This window comes from Olivibacter sp. LS-1, from assembly GCF_008245145.1.
Taxonomy (GTDB): domain Bacteria; phylum Bacteroidota; class Bacteroidia; order Sphingobacteriales; family Sphingobacteriaceae; genus Olivibacter; species Olivibacter oleidegradans.
In genome coordinates this window covers 895,342-921,691 of the sequence record NZ_CP041643.1, presented here as the reverse complement: position 1 = coordinate 921,691, position 26,350 = coordinate 895,342, and the positions used below count along the sequence as shown (strand labels likewise).

The window sequence follows — 26,350 nt, the reverse complement described above, 5'->3', positions numbered from 1 at the left end:
AAATCGGAGTGTGTCAATGCCACTTCATTGATTTGATCATTACGTTGATGTCCTGTTTAAGGAAATCCAATACGGGCCGAATAGAGTCAAGCCTTGGCTTTTCGTGAAAATAAAGCGCCCCCCTTAGATAGTTTCTGGTACTATCGGTCACAAAAAACTGAACCGAAGACGCACTGTTGCCTTCTATGGAATATAAAATGCCATACACGCGCTCATCCGGAAATGAAATAGTCGATTCATCAATGGCGGTCGCCCTAACCGTATGTTTAAAGGCAAAGGTTCGGGCATCCTCAACCAATTGATTAAAAACTTTTTGGCTGGAAATCGGATAATAACTCAGATGAATACGGGCATTGTAAGATGGAAAGACTACATCAAACCAGCAAGGTCTAGCCGAAACATTGGTATCTGGCTCAATAATCGCATAGCGAGGGTAATCAAAACGAAAAGGACATGCTCCTTTAAAGGCTTGATATTTCTTGTCGGGAAACTTAATCCGAAAATAACCGCGGGGCTTAGGCGCATAATCTCTTCCACATGAAGAAAATAGCCCTAAAAGAAGAACGCATATAATTACTATTATTCCTCTCGAAGTCACCTTGCTAAGTTAGCGATTCTCTATGGTTATGAGTTCCATATTTCCCAATTCTTTTCTGCTTGTAGGTGAAGCATTTCCAAACCATTCTTTATGATTGCTCCACGTTTCTTTCCTTCCATTAAAAAAGCCGTTTCTTCCGGATTGTAAACCAAATCATAAAGCAAGTGCCGTTCACCAATAAACTCATAGGGAATTTCGGGCTTTTCATCTACCTTCGGAAAGGTTCCAAGAGGAGTGGTGTTAATAATAAGCAGATGCCCTTCAATTATTTCTTTATTTAATTGTTCGTAAGAAAACTGCTTAGGATTTGCTCGTCTAGAAACCACCTCATAGTCGATCCCCAATTTTTTTAACACATAAAAGACGGCACGGGCGGCACCGCCGTTACCCAAAACGAGCGCCTTTGAATGCTGTTTCTTCAGTAAAGGTTTTAAGGACTCCTCAAAACCGTAAACATCCGTGTTATACCCTTCCAGCTGAACCTTTTTCATGCACATTTCTCCACTAAAAAAAGATTCAACCGGATTCGATTTTACGATCTTTATACAATTAACGGCATCAATCTCTTTCGCTTCAGGCGATATTTTATCAAGATAAAACATAACCCCAATCTTATGTGGTATCGTTACATTAAGACCACAAAGCTCTGGTTGCTGCTTTAATAAATCGGGTAGATCGCTGATATTGGGGAGCGGTAATAATTCATAATGGTAATCCTTGAGACCCTCCCTTTCGAACTTTTCGTTAAAATATTGCTTAGAAAATGAATGCTTAAGCGGATATCCAATCAATCCAAATTTCTTCATCACTATTTATAATATCCGGGGAACCTTTGCCCCCGTCTTTCGTTAGAATTTAACAAACATATATTTACTATGTTTTTCACTTAGCAAAACTACATAGAAATAAAATGGTCAAACGTATCGCCCCGTAGTCCAAGACGTATTGTTTCCAAAGGTATAACTTCCTGTGGCGCTATATTGCCTAAATTGACATTACTTCCAATCAATTTAATGAACCAAACCTGTTGCGCTTTTATAGGGGCTTCCCAAATAATGGACTCTTGCGGAACCTGCGTTAATATCTCGTCAATGAGTCCCTGTCGCACTTCTCCTGTTTCACGATAAATTCCTACGTTACCACTTTCTCTCGCCTCGGCAATGACTTTCCAGGACCCGGCCGCTAATTCCGCTTTGATAAGCTCGATCCAACGATAGGGCGCTATTATTTTTTTATCGTCTTTTGATCCAACTTCCGAGATGACCGTAACCTGTTTACTTAGTATGTCAATATATTTACATTTTTCCTCATGGGGTAAGATGATCGATCCATCGGATATTTCTGCATATTCCATCTTATACTTATCAAGTACTTTCCGATATGCGTCGAATTGATTTCTTATCAAAAAAGCTTCAAACAAGGTGCCTCCAAAATAAAAAGGCATCTGTGCATCGCGATAAATCTGTAACTTCTCTTCAAGCTTTGGAGTAACCATGGATGTTGCCCATCCCAATTTTACTATATCGGTATGTGGTGCAGCAACTTCGATGAAATCTTGAGCCTGCCTGGTACTCATACCTTTATCCATCACCATCGTTATCCCATTATTCCGAGGCTTGAGCGTCCGTATTGGGATATTATTTAACTCAAAGTTCATAGGAATGCAAAGGTGAAAAAAAAAATCAACACTGCTATACTTTCATGTTGATAAAATGTAATTGTTACTTGGTAAACTTGTTGATAATTTCTAGAATCACCTTATTATCTTGTAGTTGGGGGAGATATTCAAATAGTATGTGATATTTTTCGGGATCCGCCGTCAGGGCCAATTCCAGAAAATTCAGCGCTTCTGTATATTTTCCTGCAGCAAACATATAAGCCACCATTCTATAATATAACTCAGGAGCATCGGGGTTGTTCTTTATCGCTTCTGATATTACTTCAATAGCGGTTGTAAGTTTTTCTTGCTCATATAAAATCGATGAATAGTCAAGCCAAGCTTCCGTATCAAGCGGATTCAATTCCACCACCTTTTCATAAGCAGCCTCGGCCTCCGCGATTTGCTTTAACTTATAGCGGGCATCAGCTATTGCAAACCAATATTCCGGATTTTGATCATCAATATCCAACGCTTTTTTGTAAAAATGTAAGGATTCAAAGTAGCGTTCTTCGTAATCAAGCGTCACACCAATTCCAAACCAACCATCTCCAAGCTTCGGATCAATTTTCACTGCCTTTTTATAATACGACCTTGCTTCATCCATTTGTTCCAACTTCTCATAACATTCTCCGATAGCGCAGTAGGTCTCCGCACTAGGCGGCTCGTACTCAAAGGTCTCCTTATAAACATCGATCGCCTCAGCATATCGATCTAAATTTACCAATGCATTTCCTTTGTTGAAATAAGCCGAGGCAAAATTTTCCTTAATCAATATCGCATAATCATAGGCATCGATCGCCTTTTCATACAAACTTAATTTATGATATGCGTTTCCAAGGTTATACCAGGCAGCATAGGAATATGGTTCATTATCAATGTATTGAAGATAAAACCCGATACTTTCCTCTTGCCGATCTAAAACATCATAGCAGAAAGCCAGTTCATATAATGCTTCCTGGTTCTCCATATTATGCTCAAGGCTCTTTTTTAGGTATTTGATCGCTTGCTCATAGTCGCCTTTATTTTGAAAAAGCATAGCCATTTGCAAGAATATCTCGTCCGGATTCTCTGTTAGAGACAGCGCTTTCTCCAGGTTTGCAATAGCCTCTTCGTATCGATCTATTGTTCCAAGAATCCCGCCACGAATAAGATATATATCGGGTTCAGAAGCTTCCAATAACTCAGCTTTGTCTAGCGCCTTTAATGCTAAATCCAATTGATTGGTCACAGAGTATAGTTGCGCTTGCTTGATATAAAAAATGGCGGCAAAGGGATGCTGGTTAACCGCGTAATCAACTACTTGAAGAGCTTTTACGGGATCATTCTTCTCCATATAATAATCGATGATTCCCTCAAATGCTTGGGCGTCAAAAAAGTATTGATCCTCATTACGGATCATCTCTTCGTAACGTTCTACCGAAAACTTTGGGTCTTCAGAGAATTCAAAATCAAAATCGTCTTCCATCGCAATTAAAATAATTAGTAGTTCTTTATCTTTGCCCCTCCACGTATCACATAAAACAGAACCAGACCCCAGACGGAATCTTTATTAACGTTCAATCATAATGCCAATATGTACAAAAACGAACAGCTTAGCTAATACACTTGCTGATGAAATAATGCCTTCAAATTACTGTTAAAACTCTTATTCTAAGAATTTAGTTTTCCACAAACAAACAAATAAAAACCCAAGGCTTTGTCTCATAAGCTTTTACAATTTTGTTTTTTGAAGTACTTTGTTAATAACATTCACCAGCGGCAATCTCTTGGAGGATTAAACAACCCCTACTAACCTTTGTATCTATATATACAAATATACATATTTTTCCGGAATTTTACTTTAGGTTTGTATAGCATACATTCAATTGAAAAGGCATTTTTATGAAAGCGATTCATATTTCCTCGATTTTAGAACGACTTTGTATTCAAAATGTTAGCGGCACCTCGCCTTCTATAACGAGTTTCTCCCCCGTGGATGGCAAAGCTATCGCTACTGTCCCGATAACCACTCGTGTAGATTATGAAGCATTAGTCGGAAAGGCCGGCGTCGCTTTTTCACAGTGGAAACAGGTTCCTGCACCTAAAAGAGGGGAAATTGTCCGCCAGATTGGCGATGCGCTACGGCTTCATAAACAAGATCTTGGAAGGCTCGTTTCCTACGAAATGGGAAAAAGCCTACAAGAAGGTTTGGGAGAAGTGCAGGAAATGATTGACATTTGCGACTTTGCGGTTGGCTTGAGCCGGCAATTGTATGGATTAACGACCCAATCAGAACGTCCGGCTCATCGAATGTTCGAACAATGGCTTCCATTGGGTATCGTTGGCATTATTTCGGCCTTTAACTTCCCTGTTGCTGTTTGGAGCTGGAATGCCGCAATTGCGTGGGTTTGCGGCAATGTTTGTCTTTGGAAACCGTCTGAAAAAACGCCCATAACTGCTTTAGCCTGTCAAAAAATCGTATCTGAAATATTTAATAGGAATGACCTACCTCAAGAGATTTCTTGCCTTATTCAGGGTGACGCCGAGTTAGGTAAACAGATGGCATCAGATCCACGTATTCCGCTCCTTTCCGCAACGGGCTCAACACGTATGGGAAAATCGGTTGCCCAAGCTGTAGCTGCTCGGTTGGGTAGAACCATCCTTGAACTGGGCGGTAATAACGCTATCATTATTACACCGCATGCGGATACGAAAACCGCTTTATTAGCCAGTGTTTTTGGCGCTGTTGGAACCGCAGGGCAACGTTGCACCACCACTCGTAGACTAATCATTCATGAGTCCATTTATGAATCCTTTAAAGTCCAATTGGTTGATGCATACAAACAGTTAAAGATAGGAAATCCGCTGGACGAAGCGAATCATGTCGGCCCATTAATTGACGAGGCCGCTGTCAACTCCTATCTTGAAGCCATTAAACGATGTAAACAGGAGGGGGGTAAGTTCATTGTAGAAGGGGGCGTTTTGAAAGGAGACGGGTATCCTTCGCCTTGTTATGTTAAACCATGTATTGCGGAAGTTGAACCACATTACAAAATCGTTCAACAAGAAACCTTTGCCCCTATTTTATATGTGATGAAGTACAAAGATTTAGAAGAAGCAATCGCTATACAAAATAATGTTCCGCAGGGTCTTTCTTCCGCAATTATGACACTCAATTTACGAGAAGCAGAGCATTTTCTATCTGTTAACGGCTCCGATTGCGGCATTGCTAACGTCAATATCGGCACATCGGGCGCCGAAATTGGGGGTGCCTTTGGAGGTGAAAAAGAAACGGGTGGAGGACGAGAGTCCGGGTCTGACGCCTGGAAGGCTTATATGAGAAGACAAACCAATACCATCAACTATTCGGACAAGCTTCCATTGGCTCAAGGAATTACCTTTAATTTATAGCATTTACCATCCGATGAAATTTTAATCTTCTTTTTTTAGATTTACACGCACAATTTCATTTCTAGCAATGATTATTTACAATCCAAAAGACTGGCTGCATGCCGTTTTATCTTTTCACCGTTCTGAAACTATAAAAAAATTATATCCCTATCTTATTTTAATGGCGATTTATGCCTGGGCGATTGCTTATCTCGAAATAGAATACCTTAAATTGTCTGAGAAAAGCTGGCTGCGAAATATTCCTTCTATGCACAGTTTGCTTGGATTTGTCCTATCGATCTTACTGGTATTCAGAACGAACACAGCATATGATCGTTGGTGGGAGGGGAGAAAGTTATGGGGGCAGTTAACGAATAATAGCAGAAACCTTGCATTGCGAATTGAAAGTCTTTTGCCCGAGGGTGATAAGGGAAACCGAAGCTTCTATAAAAAGAGTATCCCCTTATTTGCAAGCACACTTCGAGAGCATTTACAATCCAGTCAAACACGTTTCATGTTAGACGAAAAAGATCACCCGGAGTTCAACCACCTAGATGAAAACAAGCATGGCCCTAATCAGGTGGCTGCTATGATCTTTAAAAGAACGGATACATTGTACAGAGAAGGCGTTATCAGCGGAGACCAATTAATAATATTAAATGCCGAGCTTTTGTCCTTCACGGATATATGTGGCGCCTGTGAACGAATAAAAAACACGCCGATACCCTTTACCTATACCTCTTTTATCAAAAAGTTTATTTCAATTTATGTACTAACCTTACCGTATGGCTTTGTGTTTTCACTCGGATACTTTGTCGTACCGGCCGTTGTTTTTGCTTTTTATGTATTAACATCACTCGAGCTTATCGCCGAAGAAATTGAAGACCCTTTTGGCACGGATGTCAATGACTTACCCTTAGAAAAAATGGCAGATAATATCCGAAAACATGTTGGGGAGCTTATTCATTAGCCCACTAATAACTTATATCCTTTCCCGTGTACATTCACAATTTCTACCTTCGGGTCTTCTTTAAGGTATTTTCTAAGTTTACTTAAAAAGACGTCCATGCTACGACCATTAAAATAATTGTCGTCATGCCAAATTTTTATCAGGGCTTCTTCCCGTGTAAGCACGTCATTTTTCTTTAAACAGAGCATCCTTAAGAGCTCCGCCTCTTTAGTAGATAATTTCTGTTGTTGGTCATGGCGGCTAATCAATTGGGCTGTATAGTCGAAGTTATATTCCCCTAATTTGAATTTAACCGGAAGCTCCTCCTCAACACCCCTTTCCTGGAAGGAACTTCTTTTCAATAGGGCATTAATTCTCAATAACAATTCTTCTACTCGAAATGGTTTTGTAATATAATCGTCACCTCCTAAATTGAAGGCTTCAGTTTTATCCTCCATCATACCTTTAGCGGTAGCAAAAATGATGGGTACGCTTTCGTTCACTTTTCGAATTTCTTTCCCGAGTGAAAAGCCATCCTTTTTCGGCATCATCACATCTAAGATACACAGGTCGAACTCTTCTTTGCTAAAGGTGCGCAAAGCCTCCTCTCCATCCTGGCATAGTTTAACATCAAATTTACCCTTTAGTTCTAGGTAGTCCTTTAGTATTTCGCCCAAATTCGGGTCGTCTTCCGCCAATAAAATTTTCCGCATACCGTATGAGATTAGTTCTTTATAGTAGGTAAAATCAATTCGAACTCCGTTCCTTTATTCTTCTCACTTTTCACCTTTACCGTTCCCTTCATTCGTTTAATAATATCATGTACGTAGCTCAGTCCAAGACCGAAACCTTTAACATCATGTAGATTTCCGGTGGATACTCGATAGAATTGATCAAAAATTTTAGACAGTTGGTCCCTACTCATGCCGATACCCTTATCTGCTACGATAATATGGAGATGGTTACCGACATTTTTAGTTCTAATCGTAATTTCAGGAATATCCTTACTGTACTTTATAGCATTATCTATAAGGTTAAAGATAACATTCGATAAATGGAACTCATCACCATACAAAATGGGATTAGCCGCCTCAATTTGCATATCTACCTGTGCGTCCCGCTTTTTTAGCTGTAAATCCATGCTATCAACAACTGCCGCCACCAAATCATTAAGATTCAATTCCTGCTTATCAAGCTTCAGATCGCCTTTATCAATTTTGGCAATATTCAACACCCTTTCTATATGATTTCCTAGCCGGACATTTTCGTCATAAATAATGCTGGCAAGCTTGTCTACGCGTTTAGCGTCCGTAATAATTTCCGGATCCTTTAACGATTCGCTGGCAATCATAATAGTGGCAACGGGCGTTTTAAACTCATGTGTCATATTGTTTATGAAATCCGTTTTCATCTCCGAAATTTTCTTCTGTCGCAAGATGATAAAAATCGTATAAGTAAAACATCCGATCAAAACAAGCAGTAAAGCCGCCGACGACCCAAGCATGACGCCCATACTACCTAACAACAAAGAGGTCCTGCTCGGAAAATTAATTGCCAACTTTCCTGAAGACTTAATCATGCTATTTGGAAATAGAAGCGTGGCATAGGAGTTCTTTAGGTCAAAATTACCGTTAAAAGATGCCATCTGAAAAAGAACAGAATCATCGCTTCCCTCGGTTATCACCATATTAAAAGGAAGGTTTATCTTTCGATGCAACAGCTCTTCCTTTAGCTCTGCTTCGATATAGGAGGGGTTTATACGCTTCTTTAATGGCTGCTTTGCCAATTCAAAGTCATTTGCCAAATTTTCAATAACCGAAGTTGCCGGTTGCTGCGCATTCGACATATAAGAATCGAAGAACTGGGTGGCTTGCCGAATCTTCTCCTGTTCTTCATAGCGTTTAATCTGCTCATCTAATTGACGATCTCTTGGCGGAGGCAGCACCACGACAGCAAATTCATTGGCATAATCGTCCAAAATCACGTATCGTACACTATCGTCCTTGGCCTTTTTGGGATTGGTAACAGATCGCTCGGCATATATCTCCATGCTATTATTCTGATAAATACCTGATGCGCTCTGCTTCAGTGATACTTTTACCAATCTTTTCAACTTGGGATCACGCATATAGGTTTCATAGAACCAATTTGGTATAAGCGTAGCACTTGGAAACTGTCGTTTTAGCTCCGACTCCAATTCACGATATTCAGCTTCCATTTGGCGTTGGCGCCTGCGCATACGTTCAACAACGGCTTTTGTCTGCCACTCTTCCTCTATCTCCCGTTGCTGCTTTTCCCGAAGTTGTTTGTTACGAATATTTTTTGCTTCTTGAGCCTCTATAAAATCAATAGCTTCCTTTTTCTCTGCTTTCAGCACAACCGTATTTAATGCGGCATTAACGGCCTCATCAAACAATTGCGCTTTAAGATTATAAGATTGATGAATGAAATAATATTGCATCGCTATTACACCCAAAAGGGCAAATAGCATTAACCCGATAATCAGCCCTATACTTTTACGCCTCATATACACAAAAATACGCAAGCACTTGCTTTTCAGACGTCTTTTAACAATTTTTAACACACCAAGTTTGAGGCAAATGACCAAAACATGCCACGAAGTATTAAAAATTCCAGTATTTAAGAAACGTGTGAAGAACCTGTCTGATGTTTTTAATAGATATCTTAAAAAGAAGAGCAAGCTATAGAAGTAGCTTGCTCTTTTTTCTTAGAAAGACTTTTAGAAGGGTAGATCATCGTCATCTCCAGGGGCAGAGGAGATGTCTACAGGCGGTACATACTGAGGTGTTGCGCCTGCACCTTCCGGTGCAACCTTATTAACCCGCCACGCAACCAAAGAATTAAAATAGGTTGTAACACCGTCCTTATTAGTCCACGGTCTCCCTCTTAAATTAAAAGAAACCTCTATATCTTCGCCGGGAGCCAGGTTATCAAAAAGATTAACCCGATCTTGCGTAGCTTCAAATCTTATATATTCTACAAACTGCGGGTTTTCAGCATACTGAACGATCAGATCTCTTTTTTTAAAGGAATCCGTAACCTGCTGTACCGCACCAACTTCATGTACCTTGCCTTTTATTTCCATAACATTAAAACGATATAAATTGTAAAATTAAGGATTTTTGGCGACAATAATCAGTAACTTCGCACAATAAGCTATGCAAGTTTTCAACACTCCTCAAAAAGTTATCATTACCTGCAATAAAAGATTGTCACCTTATTTGCAGCAAGAAGTCAAAGCACTCGGTTTTTCCATTAAAAGAGCTTTTAGTACCGGCGTCGAAATCAGCGCAAGTATGAACGACTGTATTACGCTCAATCTCAATTTGTATTGTGCGAGTCAAGTGCTATATTCGATCAGCTCTTTCATAGCCGCTGATGCCGCTCAGCTTTACAGCGAAATAAAGAAAATTGCCTGGGAAGATTTGATCGACTTTAATGGATATTTTTCCGTTACATCTACCGTTAATAACGAAACGATTACAACCCCATTATTTGCCAATCTGAAGGTAAAGGACGCTATCGTTGATCGTATTAAAGAAAAGAAGGGTGTCCGCCCCAATTCGGGAGCGGAACTTAATAAAGCTGTTGTTCACCTCTTTTGGCAAGAAAGCAAGGCAGATCTATACTTAGATACTTCCGGTGAAACCTTAGCCAAACATGGCTATCGCAAGCATCCCGGGAAAGCCCCCATGTTAGAGGCCTTAGCCAGCGGCGTGTTGTTTGCTACGGAATGGGACAAAAAATCACCGTTTATTAATCCGATGTGCGGATCAGGGACACTAGCCATAGAAGCTGCGCTCCATGCAACCAACAGAAAACCTGGCCTATTTCGCATGAATTATGCTTTTATGCATTTCTTGGGCTATGATGAGCAGGTATTTTTCGCAGCAAGGAGAGCGCTAAAAGAAAAAATCATCAAACCAACGGATTTAAAAATCATTGCTTCCGATATTTCGCAAGAAGCCGTGGAAATAGCAAAGGCTAATGCCAAAACGGCCGGCGTAGATCAGCTAATCACATTCGAAGTTTGTGATTTTGCACAAACGACCGTGCCCTCTTCCTCCGGCGTTATTGTTTTTAATCCTGAGTACGGAGAACGTTTGGGTGTTCACACCAAACTCGAACAGACCTATAAACGCATGGGTGATTTTATGAAACAATCATGTAAAGGTTACAATGGTTTTATCTTTACAGGAAATCCCGACCTTGCGAAAAAAATTGGGCTTCATACCTATAAACGGGTAGAGTTCTACAATGGAAAATTGGATTGCCGCTTACTGGCATACGAACTTTATGATGGAAGTAGAAGACCCCATCCTGAACATGATTAAAGCGGATATACTGTATACCGGTGCCGATGGCCACTCTCATTTTAAAGAGGGTTTCGTTACCGACGATTTAATAACCGATGTTAGGCATCTACACTTCAAAGAAACCGCCGCTAAAGCATCTTATGATTGGCATACCGCGCCACGGACGCAATATGTAATCACTTTGAAGGGAAGTTTGGAGTTTACCACTTCTTTGGGAAAGACATTCATACTACAAACAGGGGAGGTTTTAATCGCGACAGATACCACTGGCAAAGGGCATAAGTGGAAGCTGATCGGTACCGATCCTTGGTTAAGGGCCTATGTTGCTTTTGAGGAGAACGAACCCATCAATTTTCAAGAACACTTATGACCAACGGCATTATATTAAAAACCAAAGAATTTGTTCAATCAAAACTAAAAACGGCTGAAGCAGGTCACGATTGGTTTCATGTGGAACGTGTATGGAAAAACGCAAGGCTCATTTTAGAAAATGAAACAGCGAACATCATGGTTGTCGAGTTAGCGGCCTTATTGCATGATATAGCTGACAGCAAATTTCACGACGGCGACGAGGAATTAGGCCCCCGAATAACCCGTTCCTTTTTAAGCTCCCTTCACCTTGAGGAGACGACGATTGCACATGTCTGCAACATTATTAAGAACATGTCCTTTAAAGCAAGCTTAGGGAAAATTGAATTTTGGTCAAAAGAATTAGAAATCGTTCAGGATGCAGATCGCTTGGATGCTATTGGTGCAATTGGTATCGCTCGTGCCTTTAATTATGGAGGGTACAAAAACAGAAGTATGTACGACCCGGCCATAAAACCAAAAGAGAACCAAAGCAAAGAGGAGTATAAAAATACAACCGCTCCAACGATTAATCATTTCTACGAAAAACTCCTGCTGCTAAAGGACAAAATGAACACGGAAACGGGAAAACGTTTGGCAGAATCACGGCATCAATATATGCTAGACTTTCTTCATCAATTTTTCAATGAATGGGAGGGAAAGCAATAAAAAAAGCCTCTTGTCATTAAGAGGCTTTTTTATTTCGTGCGCAGAATGAATCGCTCTGCTTATACTCTTTTCGATTTAATACGAGCGGCCTTACCGGTTAAGCTACGCAAATAGAATAGTTTTGCTCTACGTACTTTTCCGTATGTATCAACGACAATTTTATCAATATTAGGTGAGTTTACAGGGAAAATACGTTCAACACCAATGCCATTAGACATTTTACGAACCGTAAAGGTTTCATTTGATCCTGCCCCATTTCTTTGAATAACTACCCCTTTATATACCTGTATACGCTCTTTGTTACCTTCGCGAATTTTATAGTGAACGCTAACGGTATCACCAGCTTTAAATGCAGGAACTTCATTTTTTGCTACCGCCTGCTCTTCTACAAATTTTACTAAATCCATGATTTTAAGTAATTAACAACGATTTTTAACCCGTAAAAATCGGACTGCAATATTAGCTATTTTATTTTAAAATTAAAAACCTATTTTGCTTTTTTATTTTTACTTGCTTTTGCCTTTATCAACTATTCATCCAAGAGATCAGGCCTTCTTTCGCGTGTTCTTGCCAGCGACTGTTCATATCGCCAGTTATCGATTAATGATTGATTACCGCTCAACAGGATATCCGGAACTTTATGCCCACGCCATTCAGCAGGTCTGGTATAGACGGGTGCATCCAATAGTTCTCCCTGAAAGGAGTCAGAGAGCGCTGAAGTCTCATCCGATAGGACTCCGGGAATAAGGCGAGCAATTGCATCAACCAATACCGCAGCAGGTAATTCCCCGCCGGATAATACATAATCACCAATGGAAATTTCTTTCGTAACGTAGAGATCCCTTATTCGCTGATCAATCCCTTTGTAATGTCCACAAAGAATGATAAGGTTCTCGTGTAAAGCCAGCCCATTGGCAATCGTTTGATTTAAGCGTTCCCCATCGGGGCTCATAAATATGACCTCGTCATAATTCCTTTCCCTTTGAAGCTTCTCAATGCAAGCGGCAAAAGGCTCTATCTGCATAACCATTCCGCTTCCTCCTCCATAAGGATAATCATCTACACTTTTATGTTTATTGGTAGCATAATCACGTAGATTGTGAACATAAATCTCTACCAATCCTTTTTTTTGGGCCCGTTGCAGGATAGAATGAGCAAAAGGACTTTCCAAAAGCCCCGGAAGTACGGTTATGATATCAAAGCGCATAATTATCATTCATTGTAAACATCAACCAATCCCTGGGGTAGGTCGACATGCAAAACATGTTGTTCTTCATCTATTTTCACAATAAAATCATCATTCACCGGAAACATCAGCTCCTTAAACCGATAGTGAACCACCGCGATATCCTGTTGGGGATATTCATTGATCGCTATAATCTCCCCCAATTCGCCATGATGCTCATCATACACCAAATAACCTACAAGATCGGAGGTATAGAATTCATTTTCATCCCTTTCAGGCATTTTGCTTTTAGGCAGATATACAGACTTACGCAAAAGCTCTTTTGCCGCGTCTATATGTTCCACATCTTCAAAAAAGAAATATCCGGTTTTATTAGATTGGATTTTAAAAGAATCGACAAAAAAAGGAACGAGTTTTTTCTCAATCTCTAAAAATACCGTATCGAAATCTAACTTTTTATAGTCGTCAAACGCAAAATATAGCTGGACTTCCCCCTTTAAACCCCTTGTTTTACTGATATAACCAATATAAAAACAATCCTCAATATGCATGACTCATTCCCTTTGTAAATGCTAATGGAATATGTACTCTCCTGAAAAATAGCTTGAAAAACAAAATGCCATTCTTAAGATGTTTCTTTAAGAATGGCACTTAATATTAATACGCTATTCTATTACTCAGCGCTTGTAGTTTCTTCGCCATCAGAAGCATTCTCCGGAGCCTCTTCAGAAGCAGGCTCTTCCACAGGAGCATTTTTAGCCGCTAATGCCGCTGCTCTCTCTTCTTTCTTTTTGGCTTCTGCTGCTAATGCTGCTTTTTTAACTTCCTCTTTTGATTTAGAAAGCGAGTCTTTCTTTCCTTCTATTTTCTCCTCTTTTCCTTTTAACCAATCTTGAAAGCGACTTTCAGCCGTTGCTTCATCAAAAGCACCTTTCTTTACACCGCCTAACAAATGCTTTTTGTAAAGCACGCCTTTGTAAGACAAAATAGCACGCGCGGTATCTGTAGGTTGTGCCCCTTTCGTTAACCAGTCTAAAGCCTTGTCGAAATTTAGGTCTATTGTTGCGGGATTCGTATTTGGATTGTACGAACCTAACCGTTCAATAAATTTACCATCGCGAGGTGCACGTGAGTCTGCCACTACTACATGATAAAAAGGTTTTCCCTTTTTACCGAATCTTTGCAATCTTATTTTAGTTGCCATTTGAGATAATTTATGTATTCAACATATTTCCCGGAGCTATATACTGCGGGGCTGCAAAGATAAAAAAAATTCCTATTAAAAAATAAAAAACTACAGCAATTATTTGAAGCTCTTTAAACTTATATGTATTTTAACAGCAAATATACCCAAAACACAACGATGGCTACTACAAGTACCCGACCAAAACCTTTCTTCAATTTTTCCGGCATGCCTTTGTAATAAAAAGAGAAGAGGGCAACAAACAATATCAATAAAAATGGTAAAAGCTTTTTCATTATATTGATGTCAAACCTACGGTTTATTCTTATTGTTCTCACTATAAAAGATGCACTTTAACAGGTTTCGATTACGCTTCGTCCCTAAATAAATTTTGTTATATTTAACAACTTCGTAAAAAGCACGCCAAAAATTGGCCCTTTTCCAAACTGTTGATCCGTTTTTTGGTTAATAATCATAAAAAATTAAAAATATCGTGAACAAAACAATTATCGTTTCGAATAGATTACCTGTAAAGATTGTTGAAGAAAATAACGAATTGAGTTTTATTCCAAGTGAAGGAGGACTAGCTACCGGTTTGGGCTCTATTTATAAAGAGGGAAACAATATATGGATTGGATGGCCTGGAGTAGACGTTCAGGGAGAACGTGAGCAACGGGAGGTTACGCAAAGACTAAAGTCGCTCAACTTAATTCCGGTTTTCTTAAATAAAGAAGAAATTAAGCGCTACTATGAAGGCTTTAGCAATGAAGTCCTTTGGCCTATATTTCATTACCTGTCTACATATGCAAACTACAACTACCAAAATTGGTTAGCTTATGTTCAGGTGAACCAAAAATTTGCTGACATTATCCTACGCGAACTAAATCCCGGCGATACGGTATGGGTCCATGATTATCAGCTTTTGTTGGTACCGGGCTTAATCCGGCTGAAACAACCCGAAGTGTCCATTGCCTTTTTTAACCACATTCCTTTTCCTTCGCAGGAACTCTTTCGTTTAATACCTTGGCGAAAAGAACTATTGCGTGGGATGTTGGGGGCAGATCTACTCGGTTTCCATACCTTTGACGATGTTCGTCATTTCCTTAGCGCAGCTACACATTTGCTTCCCATCCATGCAGATGCAAATCGGCTGCGTGTAGAAAATCGTATTGTTCTGGCTGAACCTTTTCCAATGGGCATGGATAGTGAGAAATTTTCGCGATTAGGAAACGATCCGGAAGTATTAGCGCATATTCAGAATTTCAAGCAAAACTTTAATGGAAAAAAGATTATTCTATCCATCGACCGGTTAGATTACAGCAAGGGTATTATTCAACGATTAAATGCTTTTGAACTGTTACTTTCAAAAAACCCTGAATATATTGAGCAGGTTACTCTTTATATGATTGTGGTACCATCCCGCGACACCGTACCGCAATATAAACGATTAAAAGACGAGATTGACCGGCTTGTGGGCCACATTAACGCACGATTTAGAACATTCGAATGGCACCCGATTGCTTATTTTTATCATGGGTACCCAATTGAAATTATCTCTGCTTTATATAATGTTGCGGATGTATGCCTCGTCACGCCGATGCGTGATGGGATGAATTTAGTAAGCAAAGAATATGTTGCGAGCCGAAACGATAATACCGGCGTCTTAATTCTTAGTGAAATGGCGGGAGCATCAAAGGAACTTAACGATGCTTTACTGGTAAACCCAAACAATATTTCAGAAATTCGAAAGGCCTTGATAACCGCTTTAAATATGCCGAAAGCCGAAATGGAAGAAAGAATGAAAGCCATGCGAGCGGTCGTTTTCAAATTCAACATCAAACATTGGGTAAAGATTTTTATGAATCGTTTACAGGATGTCAAACAGATGCAAAAGAATTCGATGGCGAATTTAGTGAAAGCTTCTATTCGGCTTGCCATACAAGAAAGATATAAGGCAGCCCGTAATCGCCTGTTGTTATTTGACTACGATGGCACGCTTGTTGGCTTTAAAAAGGAAATTGACGAAGCTTCCCCCGACCTGGCCTTATATAATTTATTGGATGCTTTCGTTGCGGATAAAAAGAACACCTTGGTTATTATAAGCGGAAGAAAACACACCACGCTCGAACAATGGTTCGGAGCAAAAAACTATACATTGATTGCCGAACACGGCGCTTGGAAAAAGAATAGCGTCGGCGATTGGGAGCAAGTTCCCGGACTATCCACTAACTGGAAAAGTGAAGTGCAAAAGTTGATGGAGGATTATACGGATAAAACACCAGGTTCCTTTATTGAGGAGAAAAGTTATTCGCTAGCCTGGCATTATCGCAAGGTACAGAAGGGACTAGGATCGCTTCGTGCAAACGAACTAATGGATAATCTTCAATATCACTTAAATGCCTACGGTCTTAAAATGCTTGATGGGGACAAAGTCGTAGAGGTGAAAAATGCAGACGTAAATAAAGGTCGGGCCACACTAAATCTTTTACATGACACCGATTACGATTTTATTCTAGCAATAGGTGATGATAGAACCGACGAGGACACTTTCAAAGCCCTGCCTGAAAAAGCGATTAGTATCAAGGTTGGTAGCAATGTGTCAGCAGCAAAGTATTATTTGGAAGATCAGGAAGAGGTCCGCGATTTGCTTACTTTCTTGGTAGAAACGTAACGGGATTAAGATCCCGTTACCAAAAATCGTGGTGTCCCTAATTTCACAGCAATCCTGTTAACGGCATTAATAAGCCCCACATGGCTATATGCCTGGGGGAAGTTTCCCCACTGATCGCCATTATTTGCATCAATATCTTCGCTAAACAGCAGCAGATGGTTTGCATAAGGCAACAGATTCTCGAAGGTTTCAATCGCATCTTGTGTCCTTCCTACAGAAGCCAGGGCCTCGACATACCAAAAGGCACAAATAAGAAAAGTCGATTTGGGTTTACCGAAATCATCGGCATGAAGATACCGATAGAAAAGACCATTTTCAGCTCGGAGCTCTCCTTCAAGCGCTCTTAAATGATCTCGGGCCTTTTGGGACGCCGGATCCAGATAATTCATGATAATAAGCTGCAACGTACTGGCATCCAGATGCCCACTACCTACCGCGTGCGTGTAAACTTTTCTTTGGGGATCATAACAATCTTCAATATGCTTTGAAGCCCGTAAAATCAATGCTTCTGCTCGTTGCTCTAATTTTGGTTCCCGGATTTCCTTAGCAATCCGATAGGCCGCTTTAGCTCCTGCCCATTGAAAGAGATTCGTATAGCAATGGTAATTGGCAAAATTTCTAAATTCCCAAATTCCTGCATCCTTTTCGTCAATTGTTTGCTCTATTTTACCAATGATCATATCCAACCATACGGAGGAATGCCCTTTCTCTTTTCCTACAAAGCGCTTGTCTGTATACAGGGGCAGCAGTGATAATAAAACTTGGCCGTAAACATCGTTTTGCACGTGTTCATATGCTTGATTCCCTAACCGAACCGGCTTATTATCCATATAACCCGACAAATGACTCAGTTCCTCTTCGATTAATTCCTTTCGTCCCGTAATGCTATAAAGTGGTTGATACCGCCCTTCTTCATTAGCAGATATATTCGAAATAAATTCGGCATAATGTTCCATTTCTTCAAACTGACCGATACGAAGCAGTGAAGCCAACACATAATAGCTATCTCTTATCCAACAATATCGATAGTCCCAATTTCGTCCGCTGCCCGGCGACTCAGGCAAACTGGACGTGCTCGCGGCAATGAATGCACCGGTATCTTCATATTGATGAAGCTTCAAAGCCAATGCCGATCTAATAACCGCCTCCTGATAAAATGGAGGAATCGTGGTGTGTTTAATCCACGTACGCCAATAATTTATGGTTTGTCGCAGAAATGTTTCTGCCGTCTCCTCAAGAGGCGCTTCTAAGGGCTCTCCATAAGTTAATATTAAATACTTCGTGTCATGAAGTACAAAAGTACCTGGCTCAAAAAAATGGCTGATAGGAACATTGGTTGTTAACCGCATGTGATCGCTGCCGCCCGTAAATTCGACATGATTACTCCCTCTATGCCGGTCCTGCGCAGTCCTTCCATAATCGGTTACCGGATAACAACGCATGCGAACACGCGGCTCCCCACTAATACGCTCTACCTTCCTAATTAACATCAATGGCTTAAAATAGCGGTCATATTGTCTAAATCGAGGGGCAAAATCGGTTACTTTATAGGTCCCCTCTTCATTAGAAATTATCGTCTCCAGAATATTGGTATTTGGAATATACCGCTGCTCCGACTGGAACTTCCCATCGGGAAGAATTGAAAATTCACCGCCTTTTTCCTTATCAAGTTTACTGCCAAAAACAAAGGTGCTATCGAAGGCCGGCCAGCATAACCAAGAAATATTCGTATTTGTTTGTACATGCGCAATGTAGGCACAATTTCCTATTATTCCACTTTGATAGGTGTGTCTATTCATTCTTTAAGTATTTTCAGTTTTAGAACAACAAAAACATGTTTCTGTTTAGGCCAACGGATCAAAAGGCACTTTTTGCTAATTTAAGAACAAGTTTTCCCGGATCGCAGGTATTAGATTTAACTGGCGTGCTTTCTCAAACATAACCTGTACGGCCTTCCTGCCTTCTTGTCCCAAATTAAGCGAGTACTTGTTAACATACAATTCAATATGCTTATACATGACCTCCTCACTCATTTCCTGCGCATGTTGACGAATAAAATCAATGCCGGAATCCGGATGTGCAAAAGCATATTCTACACTTCTTTTTAGAATACGATTGACCTTCATTTTGATATCATTCGGTATATCTCTTCTTATTACGATTCCTCCCAATGGAATGGGACATCCGGTTTCTTTTTCCCAAAAATCGCCTAGATCGATAACCTTATGCAGCCCTTTATCTTGATAAGTAAAACGATTTTCATGAATTATTAAACCAAGGTCGACCTGCTCTTTCAATAACGCTGGTTCTATCTCGGAAAAAACGAGTATCTCTTTGTTTTGAAGCTGAGGAAAGGCTAAACCAAGCAGAAAGTTCGCCGTTGTATACTTCCCCGGTATTGCAACTTTTAAATCCGATATAACTTGTTCGTCCCTTCCCTGAAGCACTTGCTGCACCAGCTCCTCCTTTTTGCAGATAAGCAAGGGGCCGACGCCGAAGCCCAGAGCACTTCCTGCGTCCAACAAGACGTATTTTTCAAGCGCATAAGCATAGGCATGAAAACTTAGCTTGCTAATATCAAGCGTGCCATCAAATGTTTTATGGTTTAAGGATTCTACATCCTCATAAAATACATTAAAAGTTAATCCCTCCGTATCAATTTTGTGATGGATCATAGCATCAAAAATAAAAGTATCGTTGGGACAGGGAGAAAATCCAAGTGTCAAATTCATTGCTTTTCTGTTTACGTTCTATCTCATGTGAACATCCATGGCAAAAGTAGCAGAACCCGCAGCATCTTTCTTGTTTAGAATGTCATTTTATCTCAAAAGATGCTGTTTAGTTAAAATAAGAGATGAGCCAATCATTTAGATTTTTGACAGCGAGCCCGATCTGCCAATTTTCCCGATTACGCCTTTCAATATAGTTGGATATGCTTCGTATCTGTACACAAGGTAGCATTATTTGTTCGCAGGCGTAATAGAACGCTGCACCTTCCATACTTTCAACTTCCGCTTGTTGCCTTTCCAGTGCAAGCTTAATACTTTTATCATTTCCATGAACCCTGTTGACGGTTAGCCCGCTTACGCTTCTAAACCTTCCGATAAGATCTGCGGGGAAGCCCGGTATCGCCCGAAATGCAGCCTTCCCAAAACCCAGTTCATCTATCGATAAAAACTGCAGATCATCTTCTGCCCCCAATTCATAAAACAGGTCTTTTTCAATGAAAACGATGTCGCCAAGACCGATATCCCTTGAGAAAGACCCGCCAATCCCAACATTAATCGCAAAATCATAGCTTTTGTTATGTAAGGTCTTTCCCAAGGCAAAAGCGGTAGCAACCATGCCAACACCTGTTATTAAGATATCCGGTTTTTGCTCCTTCCCTTCTAGAGTTTGAATAAAGGGCCCTATCTCTGCAGCGGTTGCTGCAACTATTAAACATTTGGTCATAAGTAATAGAAAGGCAATATAATGATTTTCATCCATCAAAATCCTAAAATGTTAAAATTATTAAGCTTATCTTTGCGGGCTAATAATTGATTATGATTTATATTACTCGTAGAGAGCGTTTTAGTGCAGCCCATAAATTATACCGCGACGATTGGAGCTTGGAAGAAAACGAAGCGACCTTCGGTAAATGTAGCAATCCTAACTGGCATGGTCATAACTATGAACTATTTGTTACCATCAAGGGCGAGATAGACCCCACCACCGGGTTTGTAATGGATTTACGAATCCTTAAGACTATTATTTTGCAACACGTTGTCGAAAAGCTAGACCACCGAAACGTAAACTTGGACGTGGATTTTATGCGTGGTAAAATGGCTTCTACCGAAGTTCTTGCCGTAGAGATCTTCAACCAGCTCAAAAGCCCTATTGAGACGGCAGGCGCACAACTGCATAGTATAAAACTTCAGGAAACCGAAAACAATTCGGTGGAATATTTTGGAAACTAATAATAATGAGGAACAATCCGATGAATATTAACAATAACGAAGCCCCTTTGGATGATGAGGAGCTTGATGGTTATGTAAAAATTGATCGTTATAACACCGATAAAATTGAGAGTATAGCCAACCACTACGAAGACATTCTATCTCAACTTGGCGAAAACCCAAAACGTCAGGGCCTATTAAAGACACCCGAGCGTATTGCTAAAGCCTTGCAATACCTAACCCATGGCTATGATATCGATCCTGCTGCCATCTTAAAAAGCGCTATGTTCGAAGAAGATTATAGCCAAATGGTGGTCGTAAAAGATATAGAAGTCTATTCAATGTGTGAACATCATCTTTTACCCTTCTTCGGAAAGGCACATATTGCCTACATTCCAAAGGGACACATTGTTGGTCTCAGTAAAATCCCGCGGGTAGTAGATGCTTTTGCCCGCCGCTTGCAGGTACAAGAAAGGCTTACCAATGAAATAAGGGATTGTATTCAAGAAACATTGAATCCGGCTGGAGTTGCGGTAGTAATCGAATGCAAGCACCTGTGCATGGCTATGCGAGGTATACAAAAACAGAACTCGGTTACCACTACTTCTGCGTTTACCGGAGAATTCGCCCATGAACGCACGAGAGCTGAGTTCTTGCGGCTGATAACCGCTAGTCTAGACTAATTTGCTTTATCTTTCTTTCCTTAATTATCCATTAAAACAATCATAAACGCATGAAGAAGGCCTATTTATTCCCTGGACAAGGAGCCCAATTTGTAGGAATGGGACGGGATCTTTACGAATACAAAGAAAATACCCGTAATCTATTTGAACAGGCAAATGAACTCTTGGGATTTCGTATTACGGATATAATGTTCGAAGGAACAGAAGACGATCTTAAAAAAACGAACGTTACACAACCCGCAATTTTTTTACATTCCGTTATTCTAGCTCAAGCACTCGGCGATCAATTTGATCCACAAATGGTAGCAGGACATTCATTGGGTGAGTTTTCAGCACTTGTGGCGGCCCAAGCGCTAAGCTTTGAAGATGGTCTTATCTTAGTATCCAAAAGGGCCAACGCCATGCAGAAAGCTTGCGAGATTCAGCCTTCGACCATGGCTGCTATTTTAGGCTTGGACGATTTTACGGTCGAAGATATTTGCCAGCGCGTTAGTGACGTCGTTGTTCCTGCCAATTATAATTGTCCCGGACAATTGGTAATTTCCGGAACGATTGCGGGAGTCGATAAAGCTTGTGAACTCTTATTGCAGGCGGGCGCAAAAAGAGCGTTGAAATTAAATGTCGGAGGCGCTTTTCATTCCCCATTAATGGAAACGGCACGCGCAGAATTGCAAGAAGCCATTGAAAAAGTGTCCATCAAAGAACCGATCTGTCCGGTATATCAAAATATTGATGCCAAAGCCTATTCCGATCCTGCTAAAATTAAAGAAAATCTCATTGCGCAGTTAACCGGTGCCGTTAAGTGGACACAAACTATTGAACACATGTTAGCCGATGGGGCAACGTCTTTTACAGAAGTAGGTCCGGGAAATGTGTTACAGGGACTGGTAAAGAAGGTAAATAGGCAAGCAGAGACCGCCGCTGCTCAGCTCCCCTAAATTTACGGATACCGTATTCTTTCTACACCTCATACGTTTTCTTTATACGTATGAGGTTTTTTCATATTTTTACCAAAAGCAATACTTTTTACTTTGAATAACTCTTTAAAAATACGGGTATTACTTCTGGTACTAACACTCTGCTTTATTGGCACGGCACTAACTATTCATTTAACTTTCAGAAAGGAAGAAATTTTACGGATAGAGGCAAAACGGATCGAGCAGAACCTACATAAAAAGGAACTCTTCATAAAAGCTTTTCTTAAAGATAGTGCCAGTTTTAATGCGCTTAAAGACATTCAAAACAATGAGAAATTAACGGCGCACGTTGTTCAATATTTTGGGGAAAAGAAAAAAGTTCTGGTATATACCTATTCCAATAGCGAGCTGACCTTTTGGGGCTCCGATAAGATCGTGCCGCAATCAGATGCCGGATTACCCGAAGGAAGCTCATTAATTGTAGCAGATAATGGTTGGTATGAAGCGATTAAAAGATCAAAAGGTGGATTTTCTGTAGTTTGCCTAATTCCTATTAAATCGAAATATGCACTAAAAAACGATTATCTCAACGAGGACTTTTCACCGGATTTAATCCGTAGCCAGAATCTGACGATTGCCAATTACGACGATAATCCTGTATATAATATACGAAGTAGCGATGGGAAATACCTGTTTTCGGTGAAGCTGAAACAACAGACATACAATACGCTCTTCTCCAAGTTAGAGCTGGCGATGTGGCTTGCCGCTATGTTTTTTGCAACCGTTCTAATGAACAGCGTTTGCGCGTGGATGGCAGGTAAAGGAAAAGTAAAGTTGTCAGCCTTGGCCTTTCTCTCATTTTTTATCCTGACAAGATACCTCGATTTATCTAATGGTTTACTCGCAACTCACTTTTTTAACGAGATTTTTGATCCGAAATATTATGCCTCAAGCTTTGTTTTCCCCTCTTTAGGTGCCTTTTTATTGAATGTAATTGCCGGTGCCTGGTTTATGTGCTATATCTACAATTATCGATTTCAGCTTTTTGTAAAGAGGCCTTCTATCAATACTTTTTTAAAAGTAGTATTTTTTGTAATATCATCACTTCTTATTTATCTGATCAGTTCTCAAATTGTTCAGGTTTTTAGTGGGTTAATCGGAAATTCAAATATTCAATTCGATGTCACGAATGTTTTGAAACTCAATATTTTTAGCTGGCTGGGAATCTCTGCTTTATGCCTGGTTATACTCAACCTTTATTTACTGTTGGAAGTGTTGATGGCAGTTAGTTTAAGCTTTGATATTCACAAACGCCAATGGTTCACGTTGTCTTTTATAACACTTGTTGTTTACAGCGTTACTCTTCTTTTCATAAACGAACTGACCTTATCCTTCTTTCTTTTTAGCAGCATCATTTTACTGCGAGCCTTAACTTTCTTCAGCAAGAAAGATTTTAACTTAGTTGTATTCATTACCACCCTGCTGCTTTTTGCATGGATTGCATCCTTAAATCAGACTAAGTTTATTAATGATAAAGAACTGGAAACCCAGAAATTAATCTTGCAGCGCTTGGAGTCGGCAGACGACCCGGATGCTGTATTTATTTTTTACAGCATAGAAAATACGGTTGCGAAAGATCATTATCTAATAAACTATTTCTCACAACCTCAAAAGTATAATGTTCATGTGCTGAACGATTACATCAAACAAACCTATTTCAGCGGTTACCTTTCTCGCTACGAATTTAACATATATGAACTGAAAAAAGGTTTCACCAATGAGGTTAAGAATGTTCAAAAATTAGCTTATTACAAAAAAAAGGTGGAATCTGGTTCCATCAAGGTTTCGGAATATTTTTATCGCATTAACAACAATTTCGGAAGCCTTTTATATTTTGGTCTAATCCCGGTTATTGCCGATGGAAAAGAAGTGGGCACTACATTAATTGAATTGACAAGTAAGGCCTTCGAGCGTTATGCATCCTTTCCTGAAATCCTGAGTAATGGTCGACTTAATAAGCAAGAAAATCTAGAGCAATATTCCTTTGCCCTTTACCGGAACGGAAAGTTGCTCAATCAGTTCGGGGATCATCTTTTTCCTGCAAACGATCGTGATTATCCAAAAGAACGTTTTCAATTTATTCGGGTAAACACGGTAAATGGGGGAGGGGAACTCATGTATCGACCAAATGAGCATATATTAATGGTATTAAGCAAAGATCGGCAAGGCCTTTGGATGCAATTAGCCTCCTTGTCCTTTTTATTCCTTGTACTTCTGGTTTTTGCGGTTACGGTCTATGCCTCACAATGGTTGATTATAACTTTTAAAAATTATGATTTCAGTTTTCGAACAGTAAGGCGCTCTTTTTGGATAACACAAAACAAGATCCTGTATCGGACACGTATACAAGCTTTTGTTGTTTCGGCTGTTGTAATTACCTTGATTATCGCCGGTGTTATTACCTTCTTCAGTGTAAGTAATCAATATGCACACCAACAGGAAATAAATACAGTTAAACGCATTAATCAAATGGTTTCCGGTTTAGAAACCATTACATCCGGGCTGGAATCATCCGCCTTTAAAAATACCGAAGCCAAAAATCCCGAAATTGAAAAAGAACTTTACAATACCGCAACTTCAAACGCAACCGATATCAGTCTTTACAATACAGAAGGTGTTTTATTTTATACTACCCAAAGTAAGATTTACGACCTGGGCTTAACGTCAAAACACATGAACGCCAAAGCTTGGTTGCATATGTCTAAATTCCGGCGATCTGAATATTTCCATAAGGAAGCGATCGGCAATTTAGAATACCCGGTTGCTTATGCCCCTATAAAAAATGATCAGGACGAAACGATTGCTTATTTAAGCCTTCCTTATTTTTCTGACGAAAAGGAATTTGCGGATCGGATAGGGATGTTGCTAAGTACGCTAATAAATATATACGCACTGGTAATAGTCGCTTTAGGTTTATTTGCCGTGTTTATTGCTAACCGGATTACCTCGCCTTTAAGCCTAGTTCAGAGAAGTTTAGCAAAAACTTCTATCGGAAAAACAAATGAGCCCATTTTCTGGAAAAGAAACGATGAAATCGGCTCCTTAATCAAAGAATATAACAACATGATTGCGGCTTTGGAAATAAGCGCTAACAGAATAGCGCAATCTGAAAGGGAGTCTGCTTGGAGGGAGATGGCTAAGCAGGTGGCTCACGAGATAAAAAACCCGCTAACGCCTTTAAAACTCGGTGTGCAATTACTAGAACGCTCGTGGAAGGAAAATGATCCTAATTTTGACCAAAAATTCAAGCGCTTTAGTAAATCGTTCATTGAGCAGATCGATAGTTTATCCACTATTGCCTCCGAATTTTCAAATTTTGCGAAAATGCCCGACACACAGCTTGAAGACGTGGATATTATCGATACAATAGAAAAAATAATACCGATCTACAACAACACCGCCGCCGTTGAGATTTCTTTCAGCAACCAGGCAGAGGGATCTGTGATGGTAAGAGGAGACAAAGACCAACTCCGAAGATCCTTTAGCAACCTCATTAAAAACGCGATAGAAGCAAAGGCTGGCCGCGGAAAATGCTTAATCCATATCTCTGTGAAAAGAAATAAAAGCTTGCTGATTATCGCCATTAAAGATAATGGAAATGGAATAGATGAACAGGTTCGAGATCGCATATTCCAGCCAAATTTCACGACCAAAAGCTCCGGTACCGGACTGGGTTTAGCTTTCGTAAAACAAACCGTTGAAAGTATGAAAGGCTCGATCAGCTATTCAACAGAAATCGGTAAAGGAACGACCTTTTTTATAGAAATACCACTCTGAGCTTT

The 26,350-nt window shown here is 40.0% G+C and carries 24 protein-coding genes; 10 read left to right on the top strand and 14 right to left on the bottom strand.

Features of this window, described 5'->3' with window-relative positions:
• Nucleotides 1–13: 13 nt before the first annotated feature.
• From gldD to FKG96_RS03630, 4 genes are all read right to left on the bottom strand, one after another.
• A complete protein-coding gene (gene gldD / locus FKG96_RS03645) occupies nt 14–598 on the bottom strand; it encodes a gliding motility lipoprotein GldD (protein WP_130854606.1) in 585 nt (194 codons plus the stop codon).
• A gap of 26 nt (nt 599–624) precedes the next feature.
• Complete coding sequence (locus FKG96_RS03640; protein ID WP_013664630.1) at nt 625–1,404, bottom strand: shikimate dehydrogenase; 780 nt, start codon at nt 1,402–1,404, stop codon at nt 625–627.
• Between the two features lie 89 nt (nt 1,405–1,493).
• Nucleotides 1,494–2,255 carry a phosphosulfolactate synthase gene (locus FKG96_RS03635; RefSeq protein WP_130854607.1) on the bottom strand — a complete coding sequence of 254 codons (762 nt, stop codon included), beginning with the start codon at nt 2,253–2,255 and terminating at the stop codon, nt 1,494–1,496.
• Between the two features lie 64 nt (nt 2,256–2,319).
• Nucleotides 2,320–3,723, bottom strand: a complete 1,404-nt coding sequence (locus tag FKG96_RS03630; RefSeq protein WP_013664628.1) for a tetratricopeptide repeat protein — start codon at nt 3,721–3,723, stop codon at nt 2,320–2,322.
• Nucleotides 3,724–4,139: 416 nt separating this feature from the next.
• Between FKG96_RS03630 and FKG96_RS03625 the strand changes: the two genes are divergently transcribed.
• Together FKG96_RS03625 and FKG96_RS03620 are read left to right on the top strand one after the other, a co-directional pair.
• The gene (locus FKG96_RS03625) at nt 4,140–5,648 is read left to right on the top strand and encodes an aldehyde dehydrogenase family protein (RefSeq protein ID WP_149105155.1); all 1,509 of its coding nucleotides are present in this window, start codon (nt 4,140–4,142) and stop codon (nt 5,646–5,648) included.
• Nucleotides 5,649–5,715: 67 nt separating this feature from the next.
• Entirely contained in the window at nt 5,716–6,597 is an 882-nt protein-coding gene (locus FKG96_RS03620; protein ID WP_130854608.1) for a bestrophin family protein, read from the top strand.
• On the opposite strand, the gene FKG96_RS03615 is transcribed toward FKG96_RS03620, so the two are convergent.
• The 3 genes from FKG96_RS03615 to FKG96_RS03605 all read right to left on the bottom strand — a co-directional run bounded on the left by FKG96_RS03615 (nt 6,594) and on the right by FKG96_RS03605 (nt 9,682).
• Nucleotides 6,594–7,289 (bottom strand): response regulator transcription factor, encoded by a 696-nt coding sequence (locus tag FKG96_RS03615; RefSeq protein WP_149105154.1) that lies wholly within the window; start codon nt 7,287–7,289, stop codon nt 6,594–6,596. The genes FKG96_RS03620 and FKG96_RS03615 overlap by 4 nt on opposite strands.
• Nucleotides 7,290–7,300: 11 nt before the next feature.
• Entirely contained in the window at nt 7,301–9,103 is a 1,803-nt protein-coding gene (locus FKG96_RS03610) for a sensor histidine kinase KdpD (RefSeq protein WP_041387153.1), read from the bottom strand.
• A gap of 213 nt (nt 9,104–9,316) precedes the next feature.
• A complete protein-coding gene (locus FKG96_RS03605; protein WP_013664623.1) occupies nt 9,317–9,682 on the bottom strand; it encodes a DUF3127 domain-containing protein in 366 nt (121 codons plus the stop codon).
• 73 nt (nt 9,683–9,755) lie between these two features.
• Between FKG96_RS03605 and FKG96_RS03600 the strand changes: the two genes are divergently transcribed.
• Genes FKG96_RS03600 through FKG96_RS03590 form a run of 3 tightly spaced genes read left to right on the top strand, consistent with a single transcriptional unit; the run spans nt 9,756 to nt 11,930 of the window.
• On the top strand, nt 9,756–10,931 hold the full coding sequence (locus FKG96_RS03600; RefSeq protein ID WP_149105153.1) for a class I SAM-dependent RNA methyltransferase: 1,176 nt from the start codon (nt 9,756–9,758) through the stop codon (nt 10,929–10,931).
• Nucleotides 10,855–11,283: a hypothetical protein gene (locus tag FKG96_RS03595; RefSeq protein WP_246860244.1), complete on the top strand. Its 429-nt coding sequence runs from the start codon at nt 10,855–10,857 to the stop codon at nt 11,281–11,283. Before FKG96_RS03600 ends, FKG96_RS03595 begins: the two co-directional genes overlap by 77 nt.
• Nucleotides 11,280–11,930 (top strand): HD domain-containing protein, encoded by a 651-nt coding sequence (locus FKG96_RS03590; protein WP_013664620.1) that lies wholly within the window; start codon nt 11,280–11,282, stop codon nt 11,928–11,930. The genes FKG96_RS03595 and FKG96_RS03590 overlap by 4 nt, the downstream gene beginning before the upstream one ends.
• Before the next feature lie 59 nt (nt 11,931–11,989).
• Here FKG96_RS03590 and rplS read toward each other — a convergent pair whose 3' ends face one another.
• From rplS to FKG96_RS03570, 4 genes are all read right to left on the bottom strand, one after another.
• Nucleotides 11,990–12,337 carry a 50S ribosomal protein L19 gene (gene rplS, locus FKG96_RS03585; RefSeq protein WP_013664619.1) on the bottom strand — a complete coding sequence of 116 codons (348 nt, stop codon included), beginning with the start codon at nt 12,335–12,337 and terminating at the stop codon, nt 11,990–11,992.
• A gap of 122 nt (nt 12,338–12,459) precedes the next feature.
• Nucleotides 12,460–13,137 (bottom strand): tRNA (guanosine(37)-N1)-methyltransferase TrmD, encoded by a 678-nt coding sequence (gene trmD, locus FKG96_RS03580; RefSeq protein WP_041388015.1) that lies wholly within the window; start codon nt 13,135–13,137, stop codon nt 12,460–12,462.
• A 5-nt stretch (nt 13,138–13,142) separates the two neighbouring features.
• On the bottom strand, nt 13,143–13,667 hold the full coding sequence (gene rimM, locus FKG96_RS03575; protein ID WP_149105152.1) for a ribosome maturation factor RimM: 525 nt from the start codon (nt 13,665–13,667) through the stop codon (nt 13,143–13,145).
• A gap of 122 nt (nt 13,668–13,789) precedes the next feature.
• On the bottom strand, nt 13,790–14,320 hold the full coding sequence (locus FKG96_RS03570; RefSeq protein ID WP_149105151.1) for a 30S ribosomal protein S16: 531 nt from the start codon (nt 14,318–14,320) through the stop codon (nt 13,790–13,792).
• A 472-nt stretch (nt 14,321–14,792) separates the two neighbouring features.
• On the opposite strand from FKG96_RS03570, the gene FKG96_RS03565 reads away from it, so the two are divergent.
• Nucleotides 14,793–16,970, top strand: coding sequence for a bifunctional alpha,alpha-trehalose-phosphate synthase (UDP-forming)/trehalose-phosphatase (locus FKG96_RS03565; protein ID WP_149105150.1), 2,178 nt, complete (start codon nt 14,793–14,795; stop codon nt 16,968–16,970).
• A 5-nt stretch (nt 16,971–16,975) separates the two neighbouring features.
• On the opposite strand, the gene FKG96_RS03560 is transcribed toward FKG96_RS03565, so the two are convergent.
• From FKG96_RS03560 to mqnB, 3 genes are all read right to left on the bottom strand, one after another.
• A complete protein-coding gene (locus FKG96_RS03560) occupies nt 16,976–18,769 on the bottom strand; it encodes a glycoside hydrolase family 15 protein (protein ID WP_130854613.1) in 1,794 nt (597 codons plus the stop codon).
• Nucleotides 18,770–18,844: 75 nt separating this feature from the next.
• A complete protein-coding gene (locus FKG96_RS03555; RefSeq protein WP_149105149.1) occupies nt 18,845–19,702 on the bottom strand; it encodes a 1,4-dihydroxy-6-naphthoate synthase in 858 nt (285 codons plus the stop codon).
• Nucleotides 19,703–19,808: 106 nt separating this feature from the next.
• Complete coding sequence (gene mqnB, locus FKG96_RS03550; protein WP_149105148.1) at nt 19,809–20,423, bottom strand: futalosine hydrolase; 615 nt, start codon at nt 20,421–20,423, stop codon at nt 19,809–19,811.
• Nucleotides 20,424–20,515: 92 nt separating this feature from the next.
• Between mqnB and FKG96_RS03545 the strand changes: the two genes are divergently transcribed.
• The 4 genes from FKG96_RS03545 to FKG96_RS03530 all read left to right on the top strand — a co-directional run bounded on the left by FKG96_RS03545 (nt 20,516) and on the right by FKG96_RS03530 (nt 26,345).
• Nucleotides 20,516–20,929, top strand: a complete 414-nt coding sequence (locus FKG96_RS03545) for a 6-carboxytetrahydropterin synthase (RefSeq protein WP_130854615.1) — start codon at nt 20,516–20,518, stop codon at nt 20,927–20,929.
• Between the two features lie 20 nt (nt 20,930–20,949).
• A complete protein-coding gene (gene folE, locus FKG96_RS03540; RefSeq protein WP_041387150.1) occupies nt 20,950–21,591 on the top strand; it encodes a GTP cyclohydrolase I FolE in 642 nt (213 codons plus the stop codon).
• A gap of 50 nt (nt 21,592–21,641) precedes the next feature.
• The gene (gene fabD / locus FKG96_RS03535; protein WP_013664608.1) at nt 21,642–22,529 is read left to right on the top strand and encodes an ACP S-malonyltransferase; all 888 of its coding nucleotides are present in this window, start codon (nt 21,642–21,644) and stop codon (nt 22,527–22,529) included.
• 93 nt (nt 22,530–22,622) lie between these two features.
• Complete coding sequence (locus tag FKG96_RS03530; RefSeq protein WP_130854617.1) at nt 22,623–26,345, top strand: HAMP domain-containing sensor histidine kinase; 3,723 nt, start codon at nt 22,623–22,625, stop codon at nt 26,343–26,345.
• Nucleotides 26,346–26,350: the final 5 nt, after the last annotated feature.

Excerpts from the sequence above, each read along its gene's own strand:
- FKG96_RS03640 (WP_013664630.1), bottom strand. The coding sequence starts at position 1,404 with ATGAAGAAATTTGGATTGATTGGATATCCGCTTAAGCATTCATTTTCT.
- FKG96_RS03635 (WP_130854607.1), bottom strand. The coding sequence starts at position 2,255 with ATGAACTTTGAGTTAAATAATATCCCAATACGGACGCTCAAGCCTCGG.
- FKG96_RS03630 (WP_013664628.1), bottom strand. The coding sequence starts at position 3,723 with ATGGAAGACGATTTTGATTTTGAATTCTCTGAAGACCCAAAGTTTTCG.
- FKG96_RS03625 (WP_149105155.1), top strand. The coding sequence starts at position 4,140 with ATGAAAGCGATTCATATTTCCTCGATTTTAGAACGACTTTGTATTCAA.
- FKG96_RS03620 (WP_130854608.1), top strand. The coding sequence starts at position 5,716 with ATGATTATTTACAATCCAAAAGACTGGCTGCATGCCGTTTTATCTTTT.
- FKG96_RS03615 (WP_149105154.1), bottom strand. The coding sequence starts at position 7,289 with ATGCGGAAAATTTTATTGGCGGAAGACGACCCGAATTTGGGCGAAATA.
- FKG96_RS03610 (WP_041387153.1), bottom strand. The coding sequence starts at position 9,103 with ATGAGGCGTAAAAGTATAGGGCTGATTATCGGGTTAATGCTATTTGCC.
- FKG96_RS03605 (WP_013664623.1), bottom strand. The coding sequence starts at position 9,682 with ATGGAAATAAAAGGCAAGGTACATGAAGTTGGTGCGGTACAGCAGGTT.
- FKG96_RS03600 (WP_149105153.1), top strand. The coding sequence starts at position 9,756 with ATGCAAGTTTTCAACACTCCTCAAAAAGTTATCATTACCTGCAATAAA.
- FKG96_RS03595 (WP_246860244.1), top strand. The coding sequence starts at position 10,855 with ATGGAAAATTGGATTGCCGCTTACTGGCATACGAACTTTATGATGGAA.
- FKG96_RS03590 (WP_013664620.1), top strand. The coding sequence starts at position 11,280 with ATGACCAACGGCATTATATTAAAAACCAAAGAATTTGTTCAATCAAAA.
- rplS (WP_013664619.1), bottom strand. The coding sequence starts at position 12,337 with ATGGATTTAGTAAAATTTGTAGAAGAGCAGGCGGTAGCAAAAAATGAA.
- trmD (WP_041388015.1), bottom strand. The coding sequence starts at position 13,137 with ATGCGCTTTGATATCATAACCGTACTTCCGGGGCTTTTGGAAAGTCCT.
- rimM (WP_149105152.1), bottom strand. The coding sequence starts at position 13,667 with ATGCATATTGAGGATTGTTTTTATATTGGTTATATCAGTAAAACAAGG.
- FKG96_RS03570 (WP_149105151.1), bottom strand. The coding sequence starts at position 14,320 with ATGGCAACTAAAATAAGATTGCAAAGATTCGGTAAAAAGGGAAAACCT.
- FKG96_RS03560 (WP_130854613.1), bottom strand. The coding sequence starts at position 18,769 with ATGAATAGACACACCTATCAAAGTGGAATAATAGGAAATTGTGCCTAC.
- FKG96_RS03555 (WP_149105149.1), bottom strand. The coding sequence starts at position 19,702 with ATGAATTTGACACTTGGATTTTCTCCCTGTCCCAACGATACTTTTATT.
- mqnB (WP_149105148.1), bottom strand. The coding sequence starts at position 20,423 with ATGACCAAATGTTTAATAGTTGCAGCAACCGCTGCAGAGATAGGGCCC.
- FKG96_RS03545 (WP_130854615.1), top strand. The coding sequence starts at position 20,516 with ATGATTTATATTACTCGTAGAGAGCGTTTTAGTGCAGCCCATAAATTA.
- folE (WP_041387150.1), top strand. The coding sequence starts at position 20,950 with ATGAATATTAACAATAACGAAGCCCCTTTGGATGATGAGGAGCTTGAT.
- fabD (WP_013664608.1), top strand. The coding sequence starts at position 21,642 with ATGAAGAAGGCCTATTTATTCCCTGGACAAGGAGCCCAATTTGTAGGA.